This window comes from Acidimicrobiales bacterium (assembly GCA_035533095.1).
Classification (GTDB): domain Bacteria; phylum Actinomycetota; class Acidimicrobiia; order Acidimicrobiales; family Palsa-688; genus DATLUM01.
Window position 1 is genome coordinate 22,772 of record DATLUM010000103.1, and the last position, 19,329, is coordinate 42,100.

17 protein-coding genes are annotated in these 19,329 nt (G+C 67.0%); 10 read left to right on the plus strand and 7 right to left on the minus strand.

Translation table 11 applies throughout. The features are described 5' to 3' along the window. The gene (locus VNF71_12940) at nt 1–810 is read right to left on the minus strand and encodes a TIGR03084 family metal-binding protein (protein ID HVA75457.1); all 810 of its coding nucleotides are present in this window, start codon (nt 808–810) and stop codon (nt 1–3) included. Between the two features lie 5 nt (nt 811–815). Further along, on the minus strand, nt 816–1,961 hold the full coding sequence (locus tag VNF71_12945; GenBank protein HVA75458.1) for an acyl-CoA dehydrogenase family protein: 1,146 nt from the start codon (nt 1,959–1,961) through the stop codon (nt 816–818). A 121-nt stretch (nt 1,962–2,082) separates the two neighbouring features. Between VNF71_12945 and VNF71_12950 the strand changes: the two genes are divergently transcribed. The 7 genes from VNF71_12950 to VNF71_12980 all read left to right on the plus strand — a co-directional run bounded on the left by VNF71_12950 (nt 2,083) and on the right by VNF71_12980 (nt 9,873). After that, nucleotides 2,083–3,267, plus strand: a complete 1,185-nt coding sequence (locus tag VNF71_12950) for an acyl-CoA dehydrogenase family protein (GenBank protein HVA75459.1) — start codon at nt 2,083–2,085, stop codon at nt 3,265–3,267. 70 nt (nt 3,268–3,337) lie between these two features. After that, complete coding sequence (locus VNF71_12955) at nt 3,338–3,886, plus strand: TetR/AcrR family transcriptional regulator (GenBank protein ID HVA75460.1); 549 nt, start codon at nt 3,338–3,340, stop codon at nt 3,884–3,886. Between the two features lie 11 nt (nt 3,887–3,897). Continuing rightward, nucleotides 3,898–5,100, plus strand: a complete 1,203-nt coding sequence (locus tag VNF71_12960; GenBank protein HVA75461.1) for a cytochrome P450 — start codon at nt 3,898–3,900, stop codon at nt 5,098–5,100. 102 nt (nt 5,101–5,202) lie between these two features. Further along, a complete protein-coding gene (locus VNF71_12965) occupies nt 5,203–6,828 on the plus strand; it encodes a long-chain fatty acid--CoA ligase (GenBank protein ID HVA75462.1) in 1,626 nt (541 codons plus the stop codon). Beyond that, the gene (locus VNF71_12970) at nt 6,828–8,357 is read left to right on the plus strand and encodes an AMP-binding protein (protein HVA75463.1); all 1,530 of its coding nucleotides are present in this window, start codon (nt 6,828–6,830) and stop codon (nt 8,355–8,357) included. The genes VNF71_12965 and VNF71_12970 overlap by 1 nt, the downstream gene beginning before the upstream one ends. A gap of 235 nt (nt 8,358–8,592) precedes the next feature. Then, a complete protein-coding gene (locus VNF71_12975) occupies nt 8,593–9,522 on the plus strand; it encodes an aldose 1-epimerase family protein (protein HVA75464.1) in 930 nt (309 codons plus the stop codon). 24 nt (nt 9,523–9,546) lie between these two features. Further along, a complete protein-coding gene (locus VNF71_12980) occupies nt 9,547–9,873 on the plus strand; it encodes a hypothetical protein (protein HVA75465.1) in 327 nt (108 codons plus the stop codon). 13 nt (nt 9,874–9,886) lie between these two features. Here VNF71_12980 and VNF71_12985 read toward each other — a convergent pair whose 3' ends face one another. The 4 genes from VNF71_12985 to aceB form a co-directional block, all read right to left on the minus strand. Then, complete coding sequence (locus VNF71_12985) at nt 9,887–10,675, minus strand: dienelactone hydrolase family protein (GenBank protein ID HVA75466.1); 789 nt, start codon at nt 10,673–10,675, stop codon at nt 9,887–9,889. Nucleotides 10,676–10,681: 6 nt separating this feature from the next. Then, complete coding sequence (locus tag VNF71_12990) at nt 10,682–11,146, minus strand: hypothetical protein (protein HVA75467.1); 465 nt, start codon at nt 11,144–11,146, stop codon at nt 10,682–10,684. 83 nt (nt 11,147–11,229) lie between these two features. Continuing rightward, the gene (gene aceA / locus VNF71_12995) at nt 11,230–12,534 is read right to left on the minus strand and encodes an isocitrate lyase (protein ID HVA75468.1); all 1,305 of its coding nucleotides are present in this window, start codon (nt 12,532–12,534) and stop codon (nt 11,230–11,232) included. A gap of 33 nt (nt 12,535–12,567) precedes the next feature. After that, on the minus strand, nt 12,568–14,142 hold the full coding sequence (gene aceB / locus VNF71_13000; GenBank protein ID HVA75469.1) for a malate synthase A: 1,575 nt from the start codon (nt 14,140–14,142) through the stop codon (nt 12,568–12,570). A 92-nt stretch (nt 14,143–14,234) separates the two neighbouring features. Here aceB and VNF71_13005 point away from each other — a divergent pair, with 92 nt between their 5' ends. The 3 genes from VNF71_13005 to VNF71_13015 all read left to right on the plus strand — a co-directional run bounded on the left by VNF71_13005 (nt 14,235) and on the right by VNF71_13015 (nt 18,747). After that, the gene (locus VNF71_13005; protein HVA75470.1) at nt 14,235–15,758 is read left to right on the plus strand and encodes a helix-turn-helix domain-containing protein; all 1,524 of its coding nucleotides are present in this window, start codon (nt 14,235–14,237) and stop codon (nt 15,756–15,758) included. Between the two features lie 119 nt (nt 15,759–15,877). Then, entirely contained in the window at nt 15,878–17,974 is a 2,097-nt protein-coding gene (locus VNF71_13010; protein ID HVA75471.1) for a (Fe-S)-binding protein, read from the plus strand. A gap of 257 nt (nt 17,975–18,231) precedes the next feature. After that, nucleotides 18,232–18,747, plus strand: a complete 516-nt coding sequence (locus VNF71_13015; GenBank protein HVA75472.1) for a hypothetical protein — start codon at nt 18,232–18,234, stop codon at nt 18,745–18,747. On the opposite strand, the gene VNF71_13020 is transcribed toward VNF71_13015, so the two are convergent. Further along, nucleotides 18,744–19,169 (minus strand): cyclic nucleotide-binding domain-containing protein, encoded by a 426-nt coding sequence (locus tag VNF71_13020; GenBank protein ID HVA75473.1) that lies wholly within the window; start codon nt 19,167–19,169, stop codon nt 18,744–18,746. The genes VNF71_13015 and VNF71_13020 overlap by 4 nt on opposite strands. Nucleotides 19,170–19,329 lie beyond the last annotated feature (160 nt).

Here is a 19,329-nt window from a genome sequence, read left to right on the forward strand (position 1 = left end):
TCAGCGACCCTCGGGCGTGACGGTCGGCGGCCCGGCGAAGGCCTGCGCGATCGAGACCCACCGCGCGGCCGTCGGCCCTGTGACCTTCACGCCGGTGCGGGACGGATGCCGGCGCTGGGTGAACACCAGCGCGATGTCGAGCGCGCTCCCCGTGATCACATTCGCAACTTCGTCCGCTGGCGGACCCCAGGTCCACGTGCCGCCGCCGGGGGCCTCGACGACCATGGCCACCGGATCGCCGGGGTCCTCGACACCGTGTACGGCAAAGGCAAACGTGCGAGCCCCGTAGGCCAGGTGGCAGATGTGCTTCAGGCGCACTGTCGCCGACGACTCGAGCGGTTCGCCGAGCGCGTCGCGGATGTCTGCGCCGTGCGCCCAGGTCTCCATGATCCTCGCGCTGATGAAGCTGGCCAAGCTCATGGGAGGCCCATACCACGCGATGCGTGGTGGTGCGCCGCCGGCGTCCTCGCTGGCCCTGAGTGCCCGCCTGATCAGTGCCGACCTCGAGTTTCGCCACCGTTCGAGGACGGCGGCGCCTTCGATCCCTCGCCCGATCGCCACGTCAGGCTCCTCGCCTGCGGACGCCGAGGCGATCAGCCCTGACTTGTGCTCCTCGAACGCCGGCGGGTCATCGATCGCGAGAGTCGCCTGCTCGTCGAAGAAGATGAGGTGGCTGACCGTGTCGCGCACGTCCCACCCGGCTGCGGGTGTCGGCGTGGACCAACCGGCTTCGTCGAGGTTCGCGACGATGGCGTCGAGGGAGGCATGCTCGGCGGCAAGGTCGTTGCAGAGGTCTTCGATGTCGGGCATCGGGTTCAGGCGGTGAAGCCGTCGAGCTTGGACAGGACGTGAAGCATGACCTCGTCGGCACCGCCTCCGATGGACATCAGCCGCCCATCCCGGAAGTAGCGCGACACCCAGGTCTCCGCCATGTAGCCCATACCGCCGTGGAACTGGAGGCACCAGTCGGCGATCTCGCGCTGGAGGCGGCCAGCCTTGAACTTGGCGATGGTCGCGAACCGTGTGGTGTCCTCACCGCGCATGTAAGCCTCCGCGCAGGCGTAGTTGTAGTGGCGCAGCACGTCCACCTCGGCTGAGAGCTCGGCCAGTTTGAACTGGATGAACTGCTTCGAAAGCAACGGCTTTCCGAACACCTTTCGCTCGCGCAGGTAGTCGGCGGTCCGCTTCAGGGCACCGTCCATGCCGCCGGCAGCGGTGTAAGTGGCGATCATCCGCTCGTTTTGGAACTGGGCCATCTGCTGCTGGAAGCCCTGGCCGACCGATCCGATCGTGTTGGCGACAGGAACCCGGGCGTCGACGAAAGACAGTTCGGCGGTGTCCGACGCGTGATTGCCCAGCTTCTTCAACTTCTTGCTGACCGAGAAGCCCGGCGTGTCGGTCGGGAACACGATCTGCGACATACCCTTGTAGCCGCCCTCGTCGCTCGTCCTGGCGAGCAGGCAGAGCCAGTCGGCCTGGGTGCCGTTGGTGATGAAAGTCTTGGACCCGTTGACCACCCACTCGTCGCCGTCGCGCACGGCACGCGTCCTGATCCCCGCGACGTCGGAGCCGGCATCGGGCTCGCTCACCGCTATGGACGTCACCACCTCTCCTCTGAGCGCCGGCTCCAGGTAACGCCTCTTCAGTTCGGGCGACCCAAAACGATGCAACGACGGCGTCGCCATATCCGTCTGCACGGAAATCGCCATCGCGACGCCTGCACAACCCATCCGGCCGAGCTCCTCGCCCAGGATGACTGTGTAGGCGTGGTCCGCTCCTTGGCCACCGAACTCCGGGTCGTACTCGAGCCCGAACAGGCCCGCGGACCCGAGCGCCTTGAACACCTGGTGGGCCGGGAAGATCTCGGCCTCCTCCCATTCGTCGAAGTGGGGGACCACCTCGCGCTCGAGCACACCCCTCACGGCCTGGCGAAACGCTTCGTGGTCCTCGGTAAAGAGCATGTTCCCCCTGACTGGCCGGCCCAGCAGTACTGAAGCCGGCAGAAACTTGAATCTGGATTCAACTCGAAACCATACTGATGGGGCCGCACCTGCGCAAGGGCGCGCGGCAGAGGGAGGGACCGTGGACTTCGAGTTGCCGGGAGAGGACGACCCCCGCCGCGAGGAACTGCGCGCGTGGCTCGCCGAGCACCCCTCGCCCACGTGGCGCCAGCTTGCAGAGGCCGGTCTCGTCGTCCCGCACTGGCCGCACCCCTACGGTCTCGGCGCGGACCCTGTTCACCAGCTGATCGTCGACGACGAGCTGCGCCGCGCAGGAGTGAGCCGCCCGACCAACCCGATCGGTATCGGCTGGGCCGCGCCGACGATCCTCATGGCCGGCACAGAGGAACAGAAGGAGCGTTACCTGTGGCCGGCGCTCGCCGGCGAGGAGTTCTGGTGCCAGCTCTTCTCGGAGCCCGACGCCGGTTCCGACCTGGCGTCGCTGACGACGCGCGCCGAGCGCGACGGCGACCGGTGGGTGATCAACGGGTCCAAGATCTGGACCAGCGGCGCCCACCTCGCCAAGTTCGGCATCCTCCTGGCACGGACCAACCCGACTGCGCCCAAGCGCAAGGGCATCTCGTATTTCATCTGCGCGATGGACACACCGGGGATCACGATGACGCCGATCGTCGACATGACGGGAGCCCACTCGTTCAACCAGGTGTTCTTCGACAATGCCCGGCTCCCGGCCGACTGCCTGGTCGGCGAGGTTGACGAAGGGTGGAGGTTGGCTAAGGCGACGCTGGCGAACGAACGGGTGTCCTTGTCGAGCGGGGGCGCGCTGTGGGGGAGCGGCCCATCCGTGCAGGATCTGGTTGACCTGGTGAAGAAAGACGGCCCCGTCCCTGATTCGGTCCTGCGACAGCGTCTCGTCAAGACGTGGATCGAGGGAGAGGTCCTGCGCCTCATCAGGCTGCGAACCCTGTCTGCACGCCTCGCAGGTAGAACGCCGGGACCCGAGGCGTCGGTTCAGAAGCTTCTAGCGGACGAGCACGGTCAGCACGTGATGGAAGTGGCGAAAGACCTCGCCGGCACGTCCGGCCTGCTCGCCGGGTCGGGACCGCGAGGCGAGCTGCCAGGTTCCCTTCGCGGCGGCGCCACCGAGATCCGCTTCGCGGACGATCTGATGCCGGGCGTCGAGAAGGTGTGGCACTACGGCTACCTGTTCGCTCCCGCGCTGACCATCGGCGGTGGCACCTGGGCGGTGCAGCGCAACATCATCGCCGAATGGGTTCTCGGGCTCCCGAGGGACCCCGGGGCCTGACGTGGCTGGCGGGGCGGCGGCTCCGGCGACCCCCGCCACGGCGAGGGGCCAGAGGACGAAGTCCGCCCTGGTGCACGCCGCGGCGCGGGTCTTCGAACGTGACGGCTTCCTCGACGCGCGCATCGCCGATATTGCCGCCGAGGCCGGCGTGGCGACCGGGAGCTTCTACACCTACTTCGATTCCAAGGAGGCCATCTTCCGCGAAGTCGTGGACGAGCTGATCGACGAGCTCTACCAGCAGTCACACGTGGGGGACGTGGTCGGTCCGGATCCGGTCGCGCGGATCGCGGCGGCGAACCGGCTGTACGTGGAGTCGTTTGCGCGTCATGCCGCGCTGTATGCGGTGGTGGTGCAGGTGGCGTCGTTCAGCCCCGAGTTCAGGGCGCGCCGGCAGAAGTCGCGCTTGGCGTTCGTCGAGAGGGCGGAGAGGGGCATCCGCTCCATGCAAAAGGCCGGCCAGGCTGATCGCTCGCTGGACCCGACGTTGACCGCTGCGATGCTCTGCGGGATGGTGGAGAACTTCGCAGAGGTGAGGCACCTCCTCGGCCAGTCTTTTGACGACGAGGAGGCGGTCGCCGCGATGACCGGGATCTGGGCGAAGGCGATCGGATTGAGATAAGACTCCCCGCCATGGCACAGCCGCATCCGCCGGGCGGTCCGTTGGACCTTCTCGAAGGTTCCTTCTACGTCAACAACCCGTACCCGACCTACGCATGGCTCCGCGAGAACGCCCCGTTCTACTGGGACGGCACCAACGAGCTGTGGGGCGTCTCGCGCTACGACGACATCGTCGAGATAGAGACCCGCAAGGACGTCTTCATCAGCTCTGACCAGGTCAAGGGTGGTTACCGGCCGAACATGCCGGCAGACCCGGCGATCATCGGGCTCGACGACCCGCTGCACCAGAAGCGGCGAAACCTGGTCGCGCGGCGGTTCACCCCCAAAGCCGTCACCGGGCGCGAGGAGCATGTCCGCCAGACGGTCACCCGGCTGCTCGACGCAGTCGAGGCCAAAGGCGGCACGGCCGAGATCGTCAACGAACTCGCGTCGCCCCTTCCGGCCATGACGATCGCCTGGCTGCTCGGCTTCCCGGAGGAACGCTGGCCGGACCTGGCGGCGTGGTCGGAGCGGACGATCATGCTCGGCGGCGGTCCCCGCTACCGCAACGACGACGGCTACGCGGCAGTCGAGGAGTTCGGCACCGCAGCCTGGGGCCTCTACATGGAGCGCAAGGAGTGCCCGGCCGACGACGTGATGTCGATATGGACCGCGGCCGAGGTAGACGGCGTTGCGCTCGACATAGAGACGGTCGTCGCAGACTGCCTGTTGCTGCTCGACGGCGGGGCGGAGACGACAAGGACCGTTATCGCCCGGACACTTCTCAACCTCCTCGAGCACCCGGAACAGTGGTCGCTGCTTCGTGCGGGAGCCGACGCCGGCGTCGCGGCCGAGGAGTTCGTCCGATACGTCACGCCTATACACAACATGTGCCGGGTCGCCGCCGTGGACACAGAGGTCTCTGGTCATCCGATCGCGAAGGGCCAGCAGGTCGTGATGATGTACCCGGCGGCGAACAGGGATCCGGCGCACTTCGAGGACCCCGAGAGCTTGGACGTGAGGCGCAATCCCAACCGGCACCTGTCGTTTGGGTTCGGTACGCACTTCTGTCTCGGCGCGGCGCTCGCACGCATGGAGATCCGAGTGTTCTTCGAGGAGCTCGCCAGGCGAGTCCAGGCGTTCCGCGTCGTGCCGGGAACGGCGCCGGTGGAGATGGCGAACTCGTTCGTCTACGGACTCAAAGAGGCGCACCTCGAGTTCCGCTTCGCATCTTGAGCCTCGAAGGAGGGTCGGGGTCCTCTCCACCGTGCCGAGCGGCGCGACTGGGATGAGGCGTGCGAAGATGCATGCCCACGCATCTCCCGGGGAGTGAAATACATGCAGGGCCTGATGCAACCCACGCCGCTCACCCTCGACACGGTTTTCAACCGTGCCGAATCCCTGTGGTCCACCAAGACGTTGGTGACCTCGACGCCGGCGGGACTGGAGAGGATCGACTACCGGACCTGGTCCGACCGGACACGCCGGCTCGGGGGGGTTCTCGACAACCTGGGGATCAGCCCGGATGGACGGGTGGCAACATTCGCCTGGAACAACACCCGCCACCTCGAGCTGTACTTCGCCGCTCCCTGCAGTGGTCGGGTGCTTCACACCTTGAACATCCGGCTCTTCGCCGACCAGCTCGTGTACATCGCCAACCACGCGGGGGACGAGGTGGTGTTCGTGGATCGGAGCCTGCTTCCGATCCTGTGGCCGTTGATCGACGACTTCAAGACCGTTCGCCATGTAGTCGTCATGAACGACACGGGCAAGGGGGGGCCGGACATCCCCGACGACCCACGGATCTCGGACTACGAGGAGTTGCTGGCAGCCGCGGATGCGCACTCTTTTTCCGTCGTCAAGGACGAGAACGTCGCGGCATCGATGTGCTACACGAGCGGGACGACCGGCGACCCGAAGGGTGTCGTGTATTCGCACAGATCGGTGGTGCTGCACACGATGGCCGCGATGATGACCGACACGATCGCCATCAGCGAGGCGGACGTGATCGTGCCCGTGGTTCCGATGTTCCACGCTAACGCCTGGGGGCTGTGCCAGGCGGGTGTCATGGCCGGTTCGACGATCGTGTTCCCCGGTGCGGACCTCTCGCCGGAGGCGGTCGTATCGCTCATCACCGGAGAGAAGGTGACGGTGGCCGCCGGGGTACCGACCATCTGGATGGGAGCGAGGTCGCTGCTGGCCGGCCGGGAGCACCAACTGCGCGTCGTGCTGTGCGGAGGTTCCGCGGTGCCCAAGGCGCTCGCCGAGGCCTACCGGACCGAGATCGGCGTCCCGATCCTGCAGGCATGGGGCATGACCGAGACCAGCCCGCTGGCGAGCGTGGCGCGGGTGCGCAGCGAGCGCGCCGCGCACTGCTCCGACGCCGAGCTTGCAGACGTGCGCGCGACCCAGGGCATCCCCGTGCCCGGCGTCGAGCTGCGCATAGCCGACCCGTCGACCGGCGAGGAGCTGCCCTGGGATGACGAGATGTCCGGCGAGGTACAGGTGCGGGGGCCCTGGATCGCCCGCGAGTACTACAACGACCCGCGCGGCGACTCGTCGTTCACGCCCGACGGCTGGCTGAAGACCGGTGATGTTGCAGCTGTCAGCCCCGACGGCTACATCCGCCTGGTCGACCGGACCAAGGACCTCATCAAGTCGGGCGGAGAATGGATCTCCTCGGTCGAGCTCGAGAACCACCTGATGGCTCACCCGTCGGTGGCGGAGGCCGCGGTGATCGCGGTTCCCAGCGACCGGTGGATGGAGAGGCCGATGGCGTGCGTGGTGGTCAAGCAGGGCGAGTCGCTTACCAAGGAAGACGTGCTCGAATGGCTGAAGCCGCGTGTCGCCAAGTGGTGGCTGCCCGACGACGTCGAGTTCATAGACGCGGTCCCGAAGACGTCCGTCGGGAAGTTCTCGAAGAAGGACCTGCGCGTGCGGTTTTCCGACCGAAAGGTGCCCTGATGGATCTTCTGGCCATGTACGCATCGCAGCAGCCGGACAAGCCTGCAGTCATCGATGACCGGCCCGGGCAGCCCGTCGTGACCTGGAGCTTCGCCGAGCTCGACCGGCGGGCCAACCAGCTCGGCAACTATCTGCTCGGACTCGGCGTCGATGCGGCGACGAAAGTCGTGTGGTGCGGTCAGAACTCCGCGGGCCTCATGGCGATGATCCACGCCATCCGCAAGGTGGGGGCGGTCGGCGTACCTCTCAACTATCGCCTCGCTGCCGACGAGGCCGCCTATGTGATCGACAACTGCGACGCGAAGGTCGTCTACGTCGACGCCGAATACGAGGTCCTGATCGATGGGATCCGGGATCGGCTGCCCAAGGTGACGGATGTCCTCGTCTTCGACGGTGACGGCTCGCTCGAGGCGAAGGTCGCCGCGTGCCCGGACTCGGCGCCGGCGGAAGCCACGGGCGACGAGGTCGGCCTGGCCACGACGATGATCTACACGTCGGGCACTACCGGCAAGCCGAAAGGTGCCGTGCGTTCGGGTGCGCTGGATCCCGCGACCGCCGGGTCTTTGATCGCGTTGATCGGCTACGTGCCCGATGACGTGTACCTCACCACCGGACCGCTCTACCACTCGGGACCGGGTGGGTTCGCCGGCGTGGCGCACGCTCTCGGCAACACCGTCGTGGTCCAGCACAAGTTCGACCCCGAAGACTGGCTGCGGCTGGTGCAGACCTACAAGGTGACCACCACCTTCACCGCGCCGACGCCGATCCGGATGGTCTGCAGCCTCCCCCGAGAGGTGAAGGACAGCTACGACCGCACGTCGATGAAGCGGCTGATCGCGAATGCCGCGCCGTGGACGCTGGCCCTGAAGAGGATGTACTTGGCGGACTTCCCGCCAGAGTCGCTGTGGGAGGTGTACGGCTCTACCGAACTCGGTGTCGACACGGTGCTCGCGCCGGAGGATCACCTCCGCAAGCCGGGCTCGTGCGGGAAGCCGGCGCCCGGCATCGAGATCAAGCTCTTCGACGTGGATGGCCATGAAGTCACCGAACCCCACCAGACCGGAGAGCTGTACGTGCGGGCGAAGTCCGTGTTCTCCACCTACTACAAGGCTGAGGAGAAGTACGAGGCGGCGACGCGCGGTGATTTTCATACCGTCGGCGACATCGCCTATTTCGACGAGGACGGCTACTTCTACATAGCCGACCGCAAGAACGACATGATCATCTCGGGCGGCATGAACATCTACCCGGCTGAGATCGAGGCAGCCCTGGACGCCGACCCGGACATCTATGAGGTGGCGGTGTTCGGGATCCCCAACGAGCAGTGGGGGGAAGCCGTGCACGCGGTGGTGGTGCCGGCCCGGCTGGGCGTTGCCGCCGAGGACGTGATGGCGTTCGCCCGGGAGCATCTGGCTGGCTACAAGATGCCACGCTCGGTGAGTTTCGTGGAGGAGTTGCCCAAGACGGGGTCGGGCAAGGTGCTGAAGCGGGAACTGAAAGCGCCCTTCTGGGCGGCTGCGGGGTCCTAAGAGCGGCCGATGGGTCGGGGGCCGCCGGGCCCATCGGTCCTGCAGATGCTCGGCATCTCGTAAAACTGTTTGCCTGATAGGTCTCGATGGCCGATACTGGAGTCAACGCTCCGGCCGGTACCCCCCCACCGGACCGTGAGCGGCTATCCGAAGGGCCTGGTCCCCCCCTCCAGGCCCTTCGTCGCGCCCGGGGGCATTTTTTCGAAGCCGGCTCGGGCGTGTGAGGATGGGCCCGGTGGCCGGTTTCGTTCCCTCGGGTGAGCAGCACCGCCTGGTGCACGAGGACCAGGACCTGCTGGTGGTGGAGGTCGGCGGGGGTATCAGGTCGTACCGCCGGGGCGGCACCGACGTGATCGACGGTTACGGCGCCGGCGAGATGTGCGACGGTGGCAGGGGCCAGATCCTCGCCCCCTGGCCGAACCGCGTGGGAGACGGCCGGTTCTCCTGGGAGGGCCGCTGGTGCCAGCTCGCCCTGAACGAACCGGAGCGCTCGAACGCCATCCATGGCCTCGTCAGGTGGTTGCCCTGGGCGCTCGAGGACCGGTCCGAGTCTGGATTGAGGATGGGTTGCCATCTGCTCCCGCAGCCGGGATGGCCGTGGCCGCTGCGGTTGTCCGTCTCGTATTCGCTCGACGCCGAGGGGTTGGAGACCGTGATCTCCGTGACCAACGAGGGGGGCGCCGGAGCTTGCCCGTTCGGCCTGGGTTGGCACCCCTACCTGGCGGCCTTCGGGGGTGTAGTCGACGACGTGGTCCTGCAGCTTCCGGCCAGTTCGGTGTACAGCAGCGACGACCGCGGGCTTCCCGCGTCGGTGGGTCCGGTGGAGGGCACGGCCATGGACTTTCGTGACGGCCGGACCATCGGCGAGGCCCGCTTGGACGTCGCGTTCACAGGGTTGACGCGCGGTGGCAATGGGCGGGCGATCGTCGAGTTCCGCAGTGGGTCGGGCGGCGAGGTCGTGCGGATGTGGATGGACGGCGCGTTCACCCATCTGATGGTGTACACAGGCGACACTCTCGGTGACGAGAGCAGGCGCCGGCGCGGTTTGGCGGTGGAGCCGATGACCTGCGCGCCGGACATGCTTCGCAACCGGGACGGACTGCTCAGGTTGGAGGAAGGCCAGAGTTTTCAAGCCTCTTGGGGGCTGCAGAGCCTCAAGTTCTGAACGCCCGGTGCCGAGTCCAATGATATGGAGAAGGTCCCGCCGCAGCTTCAACTTCGGGAGTTGATCCCGCTCGCGGACGGCACCGAGGTGGCGGTCGGTCACGGAACGGGTGGGCAATATCTCGTCATGTCCATCAGCGGTCGTGCAGGTGCGTGCTGGGTGTGCGCGCCGGCGAGCGACCGTGCCGTCGAGTGTGTGCGAGAAGGCCTCGCGTCGCCTTGGTCGGTCATCCATCACAGCGCGACGGGCACGGTCGACGTGTACCGCAGCCACGTGGACGGCTCACTCTACGAGTCGGTGGTGCTCTGCTCCGCCCTGCCCGTCGGGCGCGGAGTTCTCGCCGCGGCCTAGAGACGGAACCTCTCTAGGCGGCCTGTAGCAGACGTTCCCTCAAGAAGCCGAGCACCTTGTCGAGGGCCTCGCGCGTCGGCGTGCCCGGCCGGTCGTCCAAATGCTCGGTGAGAACCGAATGGGCGTTGGCCGGATGCCCGTACGGGTTCCCCTTCGACGAGTCGAGCTCGACGGCGATGAAGCGATCACCGAGTTTCTCGCGAAGGAGCTTGAACCTCTCCGGTGGGACGGCGCGGTCGCCCGTGAACCTCAGACCGATGACACAGAGATCCGCTCGCGCTTGAATGGTCTGCCATTCCGCCGGTGAAACCTGGATGTCCGACCGCCGCGATCTGGTGACGGCGAACGGTAGGGACGGCTGGCTGAGCACCGGGGCGACGACCGAATCGTCGACCGCCATCGCGAGGCCGAAACCGCCCGTGTAGCACATGCCAACCACACCGACGCCCGGGCCGCCGCAGCGCTCGTGCTCGGCGCGGGCGAGCGCGCGCAGCCACGACATGACTGGGCCGGCGCGCCCCAGTGCCATGCCGGCGAACTCCTTCGACACGCACAGCCTGGCGATGGTCTCGAAGACGTAGGCCGTCGAAGGCGGTTGGCCGGGCACGCCGAACAGGTGCGGGAGGACGGCGGTGCAGCCGAGGTCGCGCACGCGCTCCGCGAACCCGATGACGTTCGGCGTCATACCCGGGATCTCCGAGATGACGATCACGGCGGGGCCGGTTCCCGAACGGTAGATGTCGTGGCTGATGGATCCGGCGGTGAACTCTTCGCGCTCGAATCCTGCCAACAGGTCTGACATGGCGGGCTAGCCGGCCACGTACCACTTGCCGTTGACGCGCTGGCAAGGAGTGGTCGGGTCGCTCTGATTGTTCTGGGTGGCAGAGTAGGCGGCGTCGAAGGTGGTCGAGCCGGTTGGCAGGCCTTTGGACGGGTTGGTGTTGCTGAGGCACTGGTTCTGGATGCAGTACTTCGGGGACATCACCACGACAAGAGCCTTGTCACCGCTCACGGCTGTGTGGCCGATCGTGACCGAACCAGTCGTGGAGGGCAGTTGGGTGCCGCGGCACAGCGACTGCTCTGCGGGCACGAAGTACCCGCACGCGGCGTTGGTGTCGTGGGCGGCGAGCCCTCGGATGAGCCCCATGACCGCAGCTTGAGGCGAGCCGTGGCCCGGCGCCGGCGTGGAACCGGACGAGCCGCCATTGCCGCACGACGCGAGAGTCAGTGCGCCAGCCGCGGCCAGTGCTGCCCACAACGGCGTCTTGTTCACGGATGTACCTCCCCGGAGAAGTCTGGGCACGCTAGCGCACAGGGCATGCCCGGCCGGCGCCACGGCCCGGCCCGCCCGCAGCGTCAGTGCGCTTCGAACTGCGCTTCTTCGGTCGACCCGGCGAGGGCCAGCGTGGAGGACTTGCCACCGCTCAGGGTGGTCATGACGTCGTCGAAGTAGCCGGCGCCCACCTCGCGCTGGTGGCGGGTGGCGGTGTAGCCCTCATCCTCCAAGGCGAACTCGCGCTGCTGGAGCTCGACGTAGGCGCTCATGCCGCGCCGGGCGTAGCCGTGTGCAAGCTCGAAGGTCGACTCGTTGAGGGCGTGCCAACCGGCAAGCGTTACGAACTGGAACGCGTAACCCATCGCGCCGAGCTCCTTCTGGAAGCGGGCAATGGTCTGGTCGTCGAGGTGCTTCCTCCAGTTGAACGACGGAGAGCAGTTGTACGCCAGCATCTTGTCCGGGTACTCGGCCTTGATGCGCTCGGCGAAGGTGCGTGCCTCGTCGAGGTCCGGAGTCGACGTCTCGCACCAGATCAGGTCGGCGTACGGTGCGTAGGCGAGGCCGCGGGCGACCGCGATGTCCATCCCGGCCCGTACGTAGTAGAAGCCCTCCGGCGAGCGCTCGCCAGTGCAGAACTCCTGGTCGCGCTCGTCCACGTCGCTCGTGAGCAGGGTCGCGCCCAGCGAGTCGGTGCGGGCGACGATCAACGTCGGAACCCCGCAGACGTCGGATGCCAACCGGGCGGAAGCGAGGGTGCGGATGTGCTGCGCGGTCGGGACGAGGACCTTGCCGCCCATGTGGCCGCACTTCTTCTCCGAGGACAGCTGGTCCTCCCAGTGGACGCCGGCGGCGCCCGCCTCGATCATCGACTTCATCAGCTCGAAGACGTTGAGCGCGCCGCCGAAGCCGGCCTCGGCGTCGGCGACGATCGGCACCAGCCAGTGCCGCTGCTCGGAGCCGGGCTTCCCACCGGCTTCCGCCCACTCGATCTGATCGGCGCGGCGCAGAGCGTTGTTGATCCGGCGGACGACCGTCGGGACGCTGTTGACCGCGTACAGGCTCTGGTCGGGGTAGACCTGCTCCGAGAGGTTGGCGTCAGCGGCGACTTGCCAGCCCGACAGGTAGATCGCCTTGAGGCCCGCCTTCACCATCTCGACGGCTTGGCCCCCGGTCATGGCGCCGAGCGCGTTGATGTAGTCCTCGTCGCGGAGGAGCGACCAGAGCCTCTCCGCACCCTGGCGCGCCAGGCTGTACTCGATCTGCACCGAGCCGCGCAGGCGCACGACGTCTGCCGCGCTGTAGGGGCGCTCTACTCCCTTCCAACGGGGGTCGGACGCCCATTGGCGCTCGAGCTCGTTGACTGCGCTGTCGAAGGGGGTGGTCATGACGTTCGATGGTCCTTTCGGGATCTCGAGGTTCTAAGGGAGTAACTCGTACGCGGGCAGGGTGAGGAAGGTGGGGAAGTCGTCGGCGAGGGACACCTGCTCGAAGACGGAGCGGGCGTTCTTGACGACCTCGGGGTCGTACCCACCGTCGGCCAACTCCTTTTCCGTGTCGTCGAGCATCGAGCGGACGAGCTCCGCTGTCACCAAGGTGCGCTCGGGTCCGGCGAGGGTCACGCGGTGGTGCACCCACTGCCAGACCTGCGCCCGGCTGATCTCGGCCGTCGCAGCGTCCTCCATGAGGTCGTCGATTGCCGCGGCACCGGTGCCCGACAGCCAGGACACCAGGTAGCGCATGCCCACGGAGATGTTGGTGTGCAGTCCGGCCATGGTGATGCTTTCGCGGGAACGGTCCACGGTGAGCAGCCGTCCCGGGCCGACGGCCACCTCGGGACGCTGTCGATCGAGCTGGTTCGGCCGGTCGCCGAGCACGGCGTCGAACTCGGCCATCGCCGTCTCGACCAGATCGGGGTGCGCGACCCAGGTCCCGTCGAAGCCGTCGCCGGCCTCGCGCCGCTTGTCCTCGGTGACTTTCGCCAGCGCGGCTTCGGTCACCTCGGGCTTGCGGCGATTGGGGATGAAAGCCGCCATGCCGCCGATGGCGTGCGCCCCGCGACGGTGGCACGTCTTCACCAGCAGCTCGGTGTACGCGCGCATGAAGGGGGTCGTCATCGTCACCTGCGAGCGGTCCGGCAGCACGAACGCGGGGTCGAGGTGGAAGCGCTTGGCGACGCTGAAGATGTAGTCCCATCGGCCGGCGTTGAGGCCGCAGATGTGGTCTTTGAGCTCGCAGAGGATCTCGTCCATCTCGAACGCGGCGGTGATGGTCTCGATAAGCACGGTCGCCCGGATCGAACCGCGATCCAGACCGAGGAGGTCCTCGGCGGCCAACATCACGTCGTTCCAGAGGCGGGCTTCGAGATGACCTTCGAGCTTCGGGAGGTAGTAGTAGGGACCGAAGCCGCGCGAGAGGCTCTCGCGACCGTTGTGGAACACGTACAGCCCGAAGTCGAAGAGGCTCGCGGAGACGCTCTGGCCGTTGACGGTGAAGTGCTTCTCCTGGAGGTGCCAGCCGCGGGGGCGCACGACGAGGGTGGCTGTTTCGTCGTTGAGGCGGTAGCTCTTGTCCGGGGTGGTGAGCTCGATCGTCCCGCGCACGGCGTCCTGCAGGTTGGCCTGGCCCTCGATGCAGTTGTCCCAGGTGGGCGAGTTGGCGTCCTCGAAGTCGGCCATGAAGACCTTGGCGCCCGAGTTGAGGGCGTTGATCATCATCTTGCGCTCAACCGGGCCGGTGATCTCGACCCGCCGGTCGGCGAGGGCCTTGGGCGCCTCGGGGACGGTCCAGCCGCCGAGGCGGACCGACTCGGTCTCGGGAAGGAAATCGGGCCGCTCGCCGGCGTCGAAGCGGGCCTGCCGCTCGACCCGGGCGGCGAGGAGCTCCCGCCGGCGGGAATCGAACCGTTCGTGCAGCTCAGCGACGAAATCGATGGCCTCGGCCGTGAGGACCCGGTCCGCCTGCGGGTGGGGCGTGAAGCTGATTTCGCGGGGCACAACCTGATTATGTAAAAAACCGGCCGTCTTGTCGAATCGAATATCGCCAGGGCTTGCACTAACTGTGAAGAAGTGAGAAACTTATCAAAGTTATGGGCTCGGAAACGCTGGATCCGCTGGTCTTCGGGCACCGCCTGCGGCACTTCCGCCGCCAGGCCGGGCTCACCCTAGAGGCGCTCGGGGAGGCGGTCGGCCGGCCGGCCTCCTACCTGTCCCAGCTCGAGAACGGTCACCGGGAGCCACGGCTCTCGACGGTCAGCCAGCTGGCCGGTGCGCTCGGTTGCCGGCCGAGCGATCTGCTGGCGTCGGGCGCGCCCAACCGCCGGGCCGAGCTCGAGGTCGCCCTGGCGCACATGCAGGACGATCCGCGGTACAAGGCGTTGCGCCTGCCGTACCTGAAGCCGAGCGCGCGGCTCGACGACGCGGCGCTCCAGCACCTGGTCGGGTTGTTCGAGCGGGTGCGGGAGCTGTCGGCAGCGGGTTCCGGCGCGAGCGGTGGCCAGGCGGACGGCGGCCGCTTCGACGAGGACTCGCCGGGAGCCCGCGCCGCGAACGCTGCGATGCGCGACGAGATGCGCAAGAGGGACAACTACTTCGAGGAGATCGAAAGAGTCGCCGGCGACGCGCTGTTGGCAGTCGGGTACGGCGGCTCTGGCGCCGTGTCCGAGCGCAACCTGACGGATCTAGCCGCTTACTTCGGCTTCGCCATCTCGAGGGTCCAGGACCTACCGCCGTCCACGAGGTCGATCAGCGACCTGCGGCACCGGGTCATCTACGTCCCGCAGCGCAACTTGACCGGGGGAATGCGCTCCGCTCGTTCCGTGATCGCCCAGACCCTGGGACGGTTCGCACTGGGACATCGCGACCCGACTGATTTCGAGTCCTACGTCCGCCAGCGTGTCGAGGCCAACTACTTCGCCGGCGCTCTTCTGGCGCCCGAACGTGCCGTCGTGCGGGTGCTCGCGGAGGCCAAGGCGAGGGAGGACATCTCCGTCGAGGACCTCAACGAGATGTTCTACATCTCTTACGAGATGGCGGCGCACAGGCTGACCAACCTGATCACCCGGCACTTCGGGATCCCTGTCCACTTCCAGCGATCCGACCCGGAGGGCCTCCTGTGGAAGGCCTACGAAAACGACGGCGTTCTCCTGCCCTCCGACGTCGACGGCACCATCGAGGGTCAGCGGCTGTGCCGTTGGTGGTCGAGCCGGCAGGCCTTCGAGTCCGAGGACTCCTATGCGCTGCACTACCAGTACACAGAAACCGTCTCGGGCGAGTTCTGGTGTGCGACACACATCGGTGTGGAGCGCGAGCGCGGCGACGCCGTCACGATCGGCACCGTTGCGGACGAGGCGCACTGGTTCAGGGGGAGCGAGACGACCCGCCGCGCGGTATCGGGCTGCCCGGACCCTTCGTGCTGCCGGCGGCCTCCGGCGGACGCAGTCCGGCGCTGGGAGGGAGTCGCCTGGCCGTCCGCTCGGGACCACAGCCACTTCGTGTCCGGCCTGCCCACCGACACCGTGGTGTTCTCGGCGCATCCGGGGGTGGATCTCACAGACGTGTACTCGTTTTTGGACCGGCACTCGGGAGGACTGGGAACCCCGTCACGGGGCTGAGCGAACTTCTCTAGCTGGGAAGTCCAGGTGGGCAACGGCTATGGTGACCCGTCGCTGTTCGCCGCCTGACAGCGGGCGTCACCGGTATCGCGGAGCCCGGGCGGCGGAGGAGGAACCACGTGACCGTAAGAATCGTCATCGGACTCGTAATAAGCGGACTGGGGCTCCTCCTGGTCCTGCAGCGATCCTGGTTCCTCTTCCGGTTGATCTCCAACGGCAAGCCGGCGCCCGGGCGGATGAAGGACGTGGGAGCTCAACTCAAAGCGGAGATCCTCGACGTGTTCGCGCAGCGCAAGCTGCTGCGCAGGAGCATCCCCGGACTGGCCCACTTCTTCACGTTCTGGGGATTCATCATCCTGTTCTTCACCATCATCGAGGCATACGGCGACCTGTTCGACAAGAAGTTCGCCATCCCCGGCTTCGGCACGAGCCACGCGCTCGGTTTTGTCGAGGACCTCATCGCCACCGCCGTGCTGCTGGCGATCATCACCTTCAGCGTCATCCGGATCAAGCAGAACCCTGCGCGCAAGGACCGCAAGAGCCGTTTTTACGGGTCGCACACGAAGGCGGCGTGGTTCACGCTGTTCATGATCTTCATGGTGATCGCCACGCTCTTCCTGTACCGGGGTGCACAGGTCAACACCCACGACTTCCCCTACGACAAGAGCTGGTGGGCCTTCGGTTCACGGCTCATCGGAGGCGCCTTCTCAGGGTTCAGCTACCAGACGAACCTCAACATCGAGACCGCGTTCATCCTCGGGCAGATCCTCGTGCTTTGGGGATTCTTCGTGTTCGTCTTGAACTCGAAGCACATGCACATCTTCGTCTCCGAGCCGAACGTCCTCTTCTCCCGTCGCCCCAAGGCCCTGGGGCCGCTCGGGAGCACCCTGGACCTCGACCCGGAGAACATGGCCGAGGACGCGTCGTTCGGCGCCGGCCAGATCATGGACCTCAGCTGGAAGCAGCGCCTGGACCTGATCAGCTGCACCGAGTGTGGTCGTTGTCAGGACCAGTGCCCGGCGTGGGCCACCGACAAGCCCCTCTCGCCGAAGCTCCTCATCATGGACCTGCGCGAGCACATGTTCGCCTCGTCGGGCGAGCTGCTTTCGGGCAACGGTGTACCCGAGGACGGTGTCGCCGCCAAGATGCTCGTCCCGAACGTCATCGCCGACGACGTGCTCTGGTCGTGCACGACCTGTGGCGCCTGCGTCGAGCAGTGCCCCGTGGACATCGAGCATGTCGACACCATCGTCGACATGCGCCGCTACGAGGTGCTCATGGAGTCGCGCTTCCCGAGCGAGGCTGGGCTCATGCTGCGCAACATCGAGAACCAGGGGGACCCCTGGGGTCTCGGTCAGTCGCAGCGTCTTACCTGGACCGAGGGACTCGACTTCGAGATCCCCGTGGTAACCGGGACCATTCCAGACGAGGTGGAGTACCTCTTCTGGGTAGGTTGCGCCGGTGCCCTTGACGAGCGGGCCAGGCGCACCACGCAGAGCATCGCGAAGCTGCTGCACAGGGCGGGTGTGTCGTTTGCCGTGCTCGGGCCGAAGGAGTCCTGCACGGGCGACCCGGCCCGCCGGCTCGGCAACGAGTACCTGTACCAGATGCAGGCGCAGGCCAACATCGAGACCCTGAAGTCGGCGGGGGTCCGCAAGGTGGTCGCGTCCTGCCCGCATTGCTTCAACTCGATCGCCCGGGAATACCCGGCGCTCGGCGGCGACTTCGAGGTGGTGCACCACACCCAGTTGCTCGAGAAGCTGCTGTCGGAGGGCCAGTTGAAGCCGGAGACTCCCGTGGAGGCGAAGGTCACCTATCACGACCCCTGCTACCTCGGCCGGCACAACGAGGTCTACGACGAGCCCCGTGGCGTGCTCGGGCAGGTGCCCGGTGTAGCCGTGACGGAGATGCACCGCCACAAGCGGACCGGCTTCTGCTGCGGCGCCGGCGGCGCGCGCATGTGGATGGAGGAGAAGATCGGCTCGCGGATCAACGTCAACCGCACGGACGAGGCGCTCGCCACCGGCGCCGACGTGATCTCCACGGCATGCCCGTACTGCCTGATCATGCTCGACGACGCCACCAAGAGCCGCCAAGCGGAGGGCAGCGCGCCCGAGTCGGTCAAGGTGCTCGACGTGGCGCAGGTGCTGGAGCAGTCGCTGGCGCCGGCATCGGCCTCGGCTGTGGCGCAGCATCCCTCCCCGGTCGAGGAGTAGAGGGCCGGCGCTTGCTGAGGGCCTGCCGCTCCGACGGCGGGCCGTCTTGGGACCTCGAGTGGGTCTTGGGTCCTCAAGTGGACAGGGTTGAGTCTCCAGATCGGAAGTGCAACGCCTTCCCTGTCCTCTAGCGACGCTCAGAATGGCCGGGAAGCGGACGAGGCTCGAGACCGCTAATCGTCGGCGCGGCTGTTTCTGTGTCCCCTTGGCGAAGGTGGCTCGGGCTGACCAGGCCGGCTCGCCCGTAGGATCCCGGCATGTCCGTCGACGCTGATCCTCCGGTTGCCGGCGCGGCGTACATCCGCGCGGGTGGGGGCATCCCGGTCAACACCCGGCGGTTGGCCGGCGTCCTCGTGTGGCTGCTCGTGGCCGCACTGCTGGGGCTCGCCATCTACCTGGCCGTCTCGGCGGCCGGACAGGACTCGCGCCTGGCGCTGCTTCGCGGCAGGGGTGTGCCGGTGGAGGCCAGGGTAACGGGATGCACGGCCGTCAGCTCGGGAGTCGGCATGGGCATCGAGTATTGGAACTGCCGGGCCTCCTACACCGTCGACGGCCGCACGTTCACGGCGCCGCTCGGGGGGAACCGCAAGCTGGTCGACGCCGGCGCGAGGCTGCCGGCAGTCGCCGTCCCGGGTCATCCGGACCTCCTATGGACTGCGGCGGGCGTCAGGCAGGGACGATCGTCCACGGTGGGATACGCGGCCGCGGGGGTGTTTGCAGGCGTGGGTTTGCTCGTCGGAGCGGCCCGGGTCCTGGTGGGCCGCCGGCGCTAGTGCGAGACGGCTTTGGTGTCCGCTTCTCGAAGACGGGTTGCCATGCTCACAAGCAACTTGTGCGATAGCGCCGGCACCTGGTCGAGCAGGCCCATGAACTCCCGCTGCCCCAGCACGGCGAGCTTCAGATCGCTGCCGGCGACGATGGTGGCTGACCGCGGCCCGCGATCCAGAAGAGCCAGCTCCCCGAAGTAGTTGCCGGGGCCCAGCGTGGCGATCTTGCGTCCGCCCCGCTTCACCACGGCCTCGCCATCGAGGATCAGGAAGAACTCGTGACCGGTACTGCCCTCGGTCACGATCTCGGAGCCCGCATCCACGGTGACAACGTCGACGGCCCTCGCCACCAGCGACAGCTCCTTCCGGTTGAGGGAGGAGAACATACGGACGTTGGCGAGGTGCTCCAGCTTGCGGTCAGCGGCCATGGCCGGAACTGTACTTACCGGGCTTGGGCCCCGGTGGAAATTGTCCGGTTTCATTTAACGCTGGCGCAACAAAGCGGTCGAAGGGCGGAAACAGTCGCTCCCTACCCTCCTGCAAACACTTCCGGCTCAGGAGGGCCCATCCCTTGTCTCTGCTCGCAAC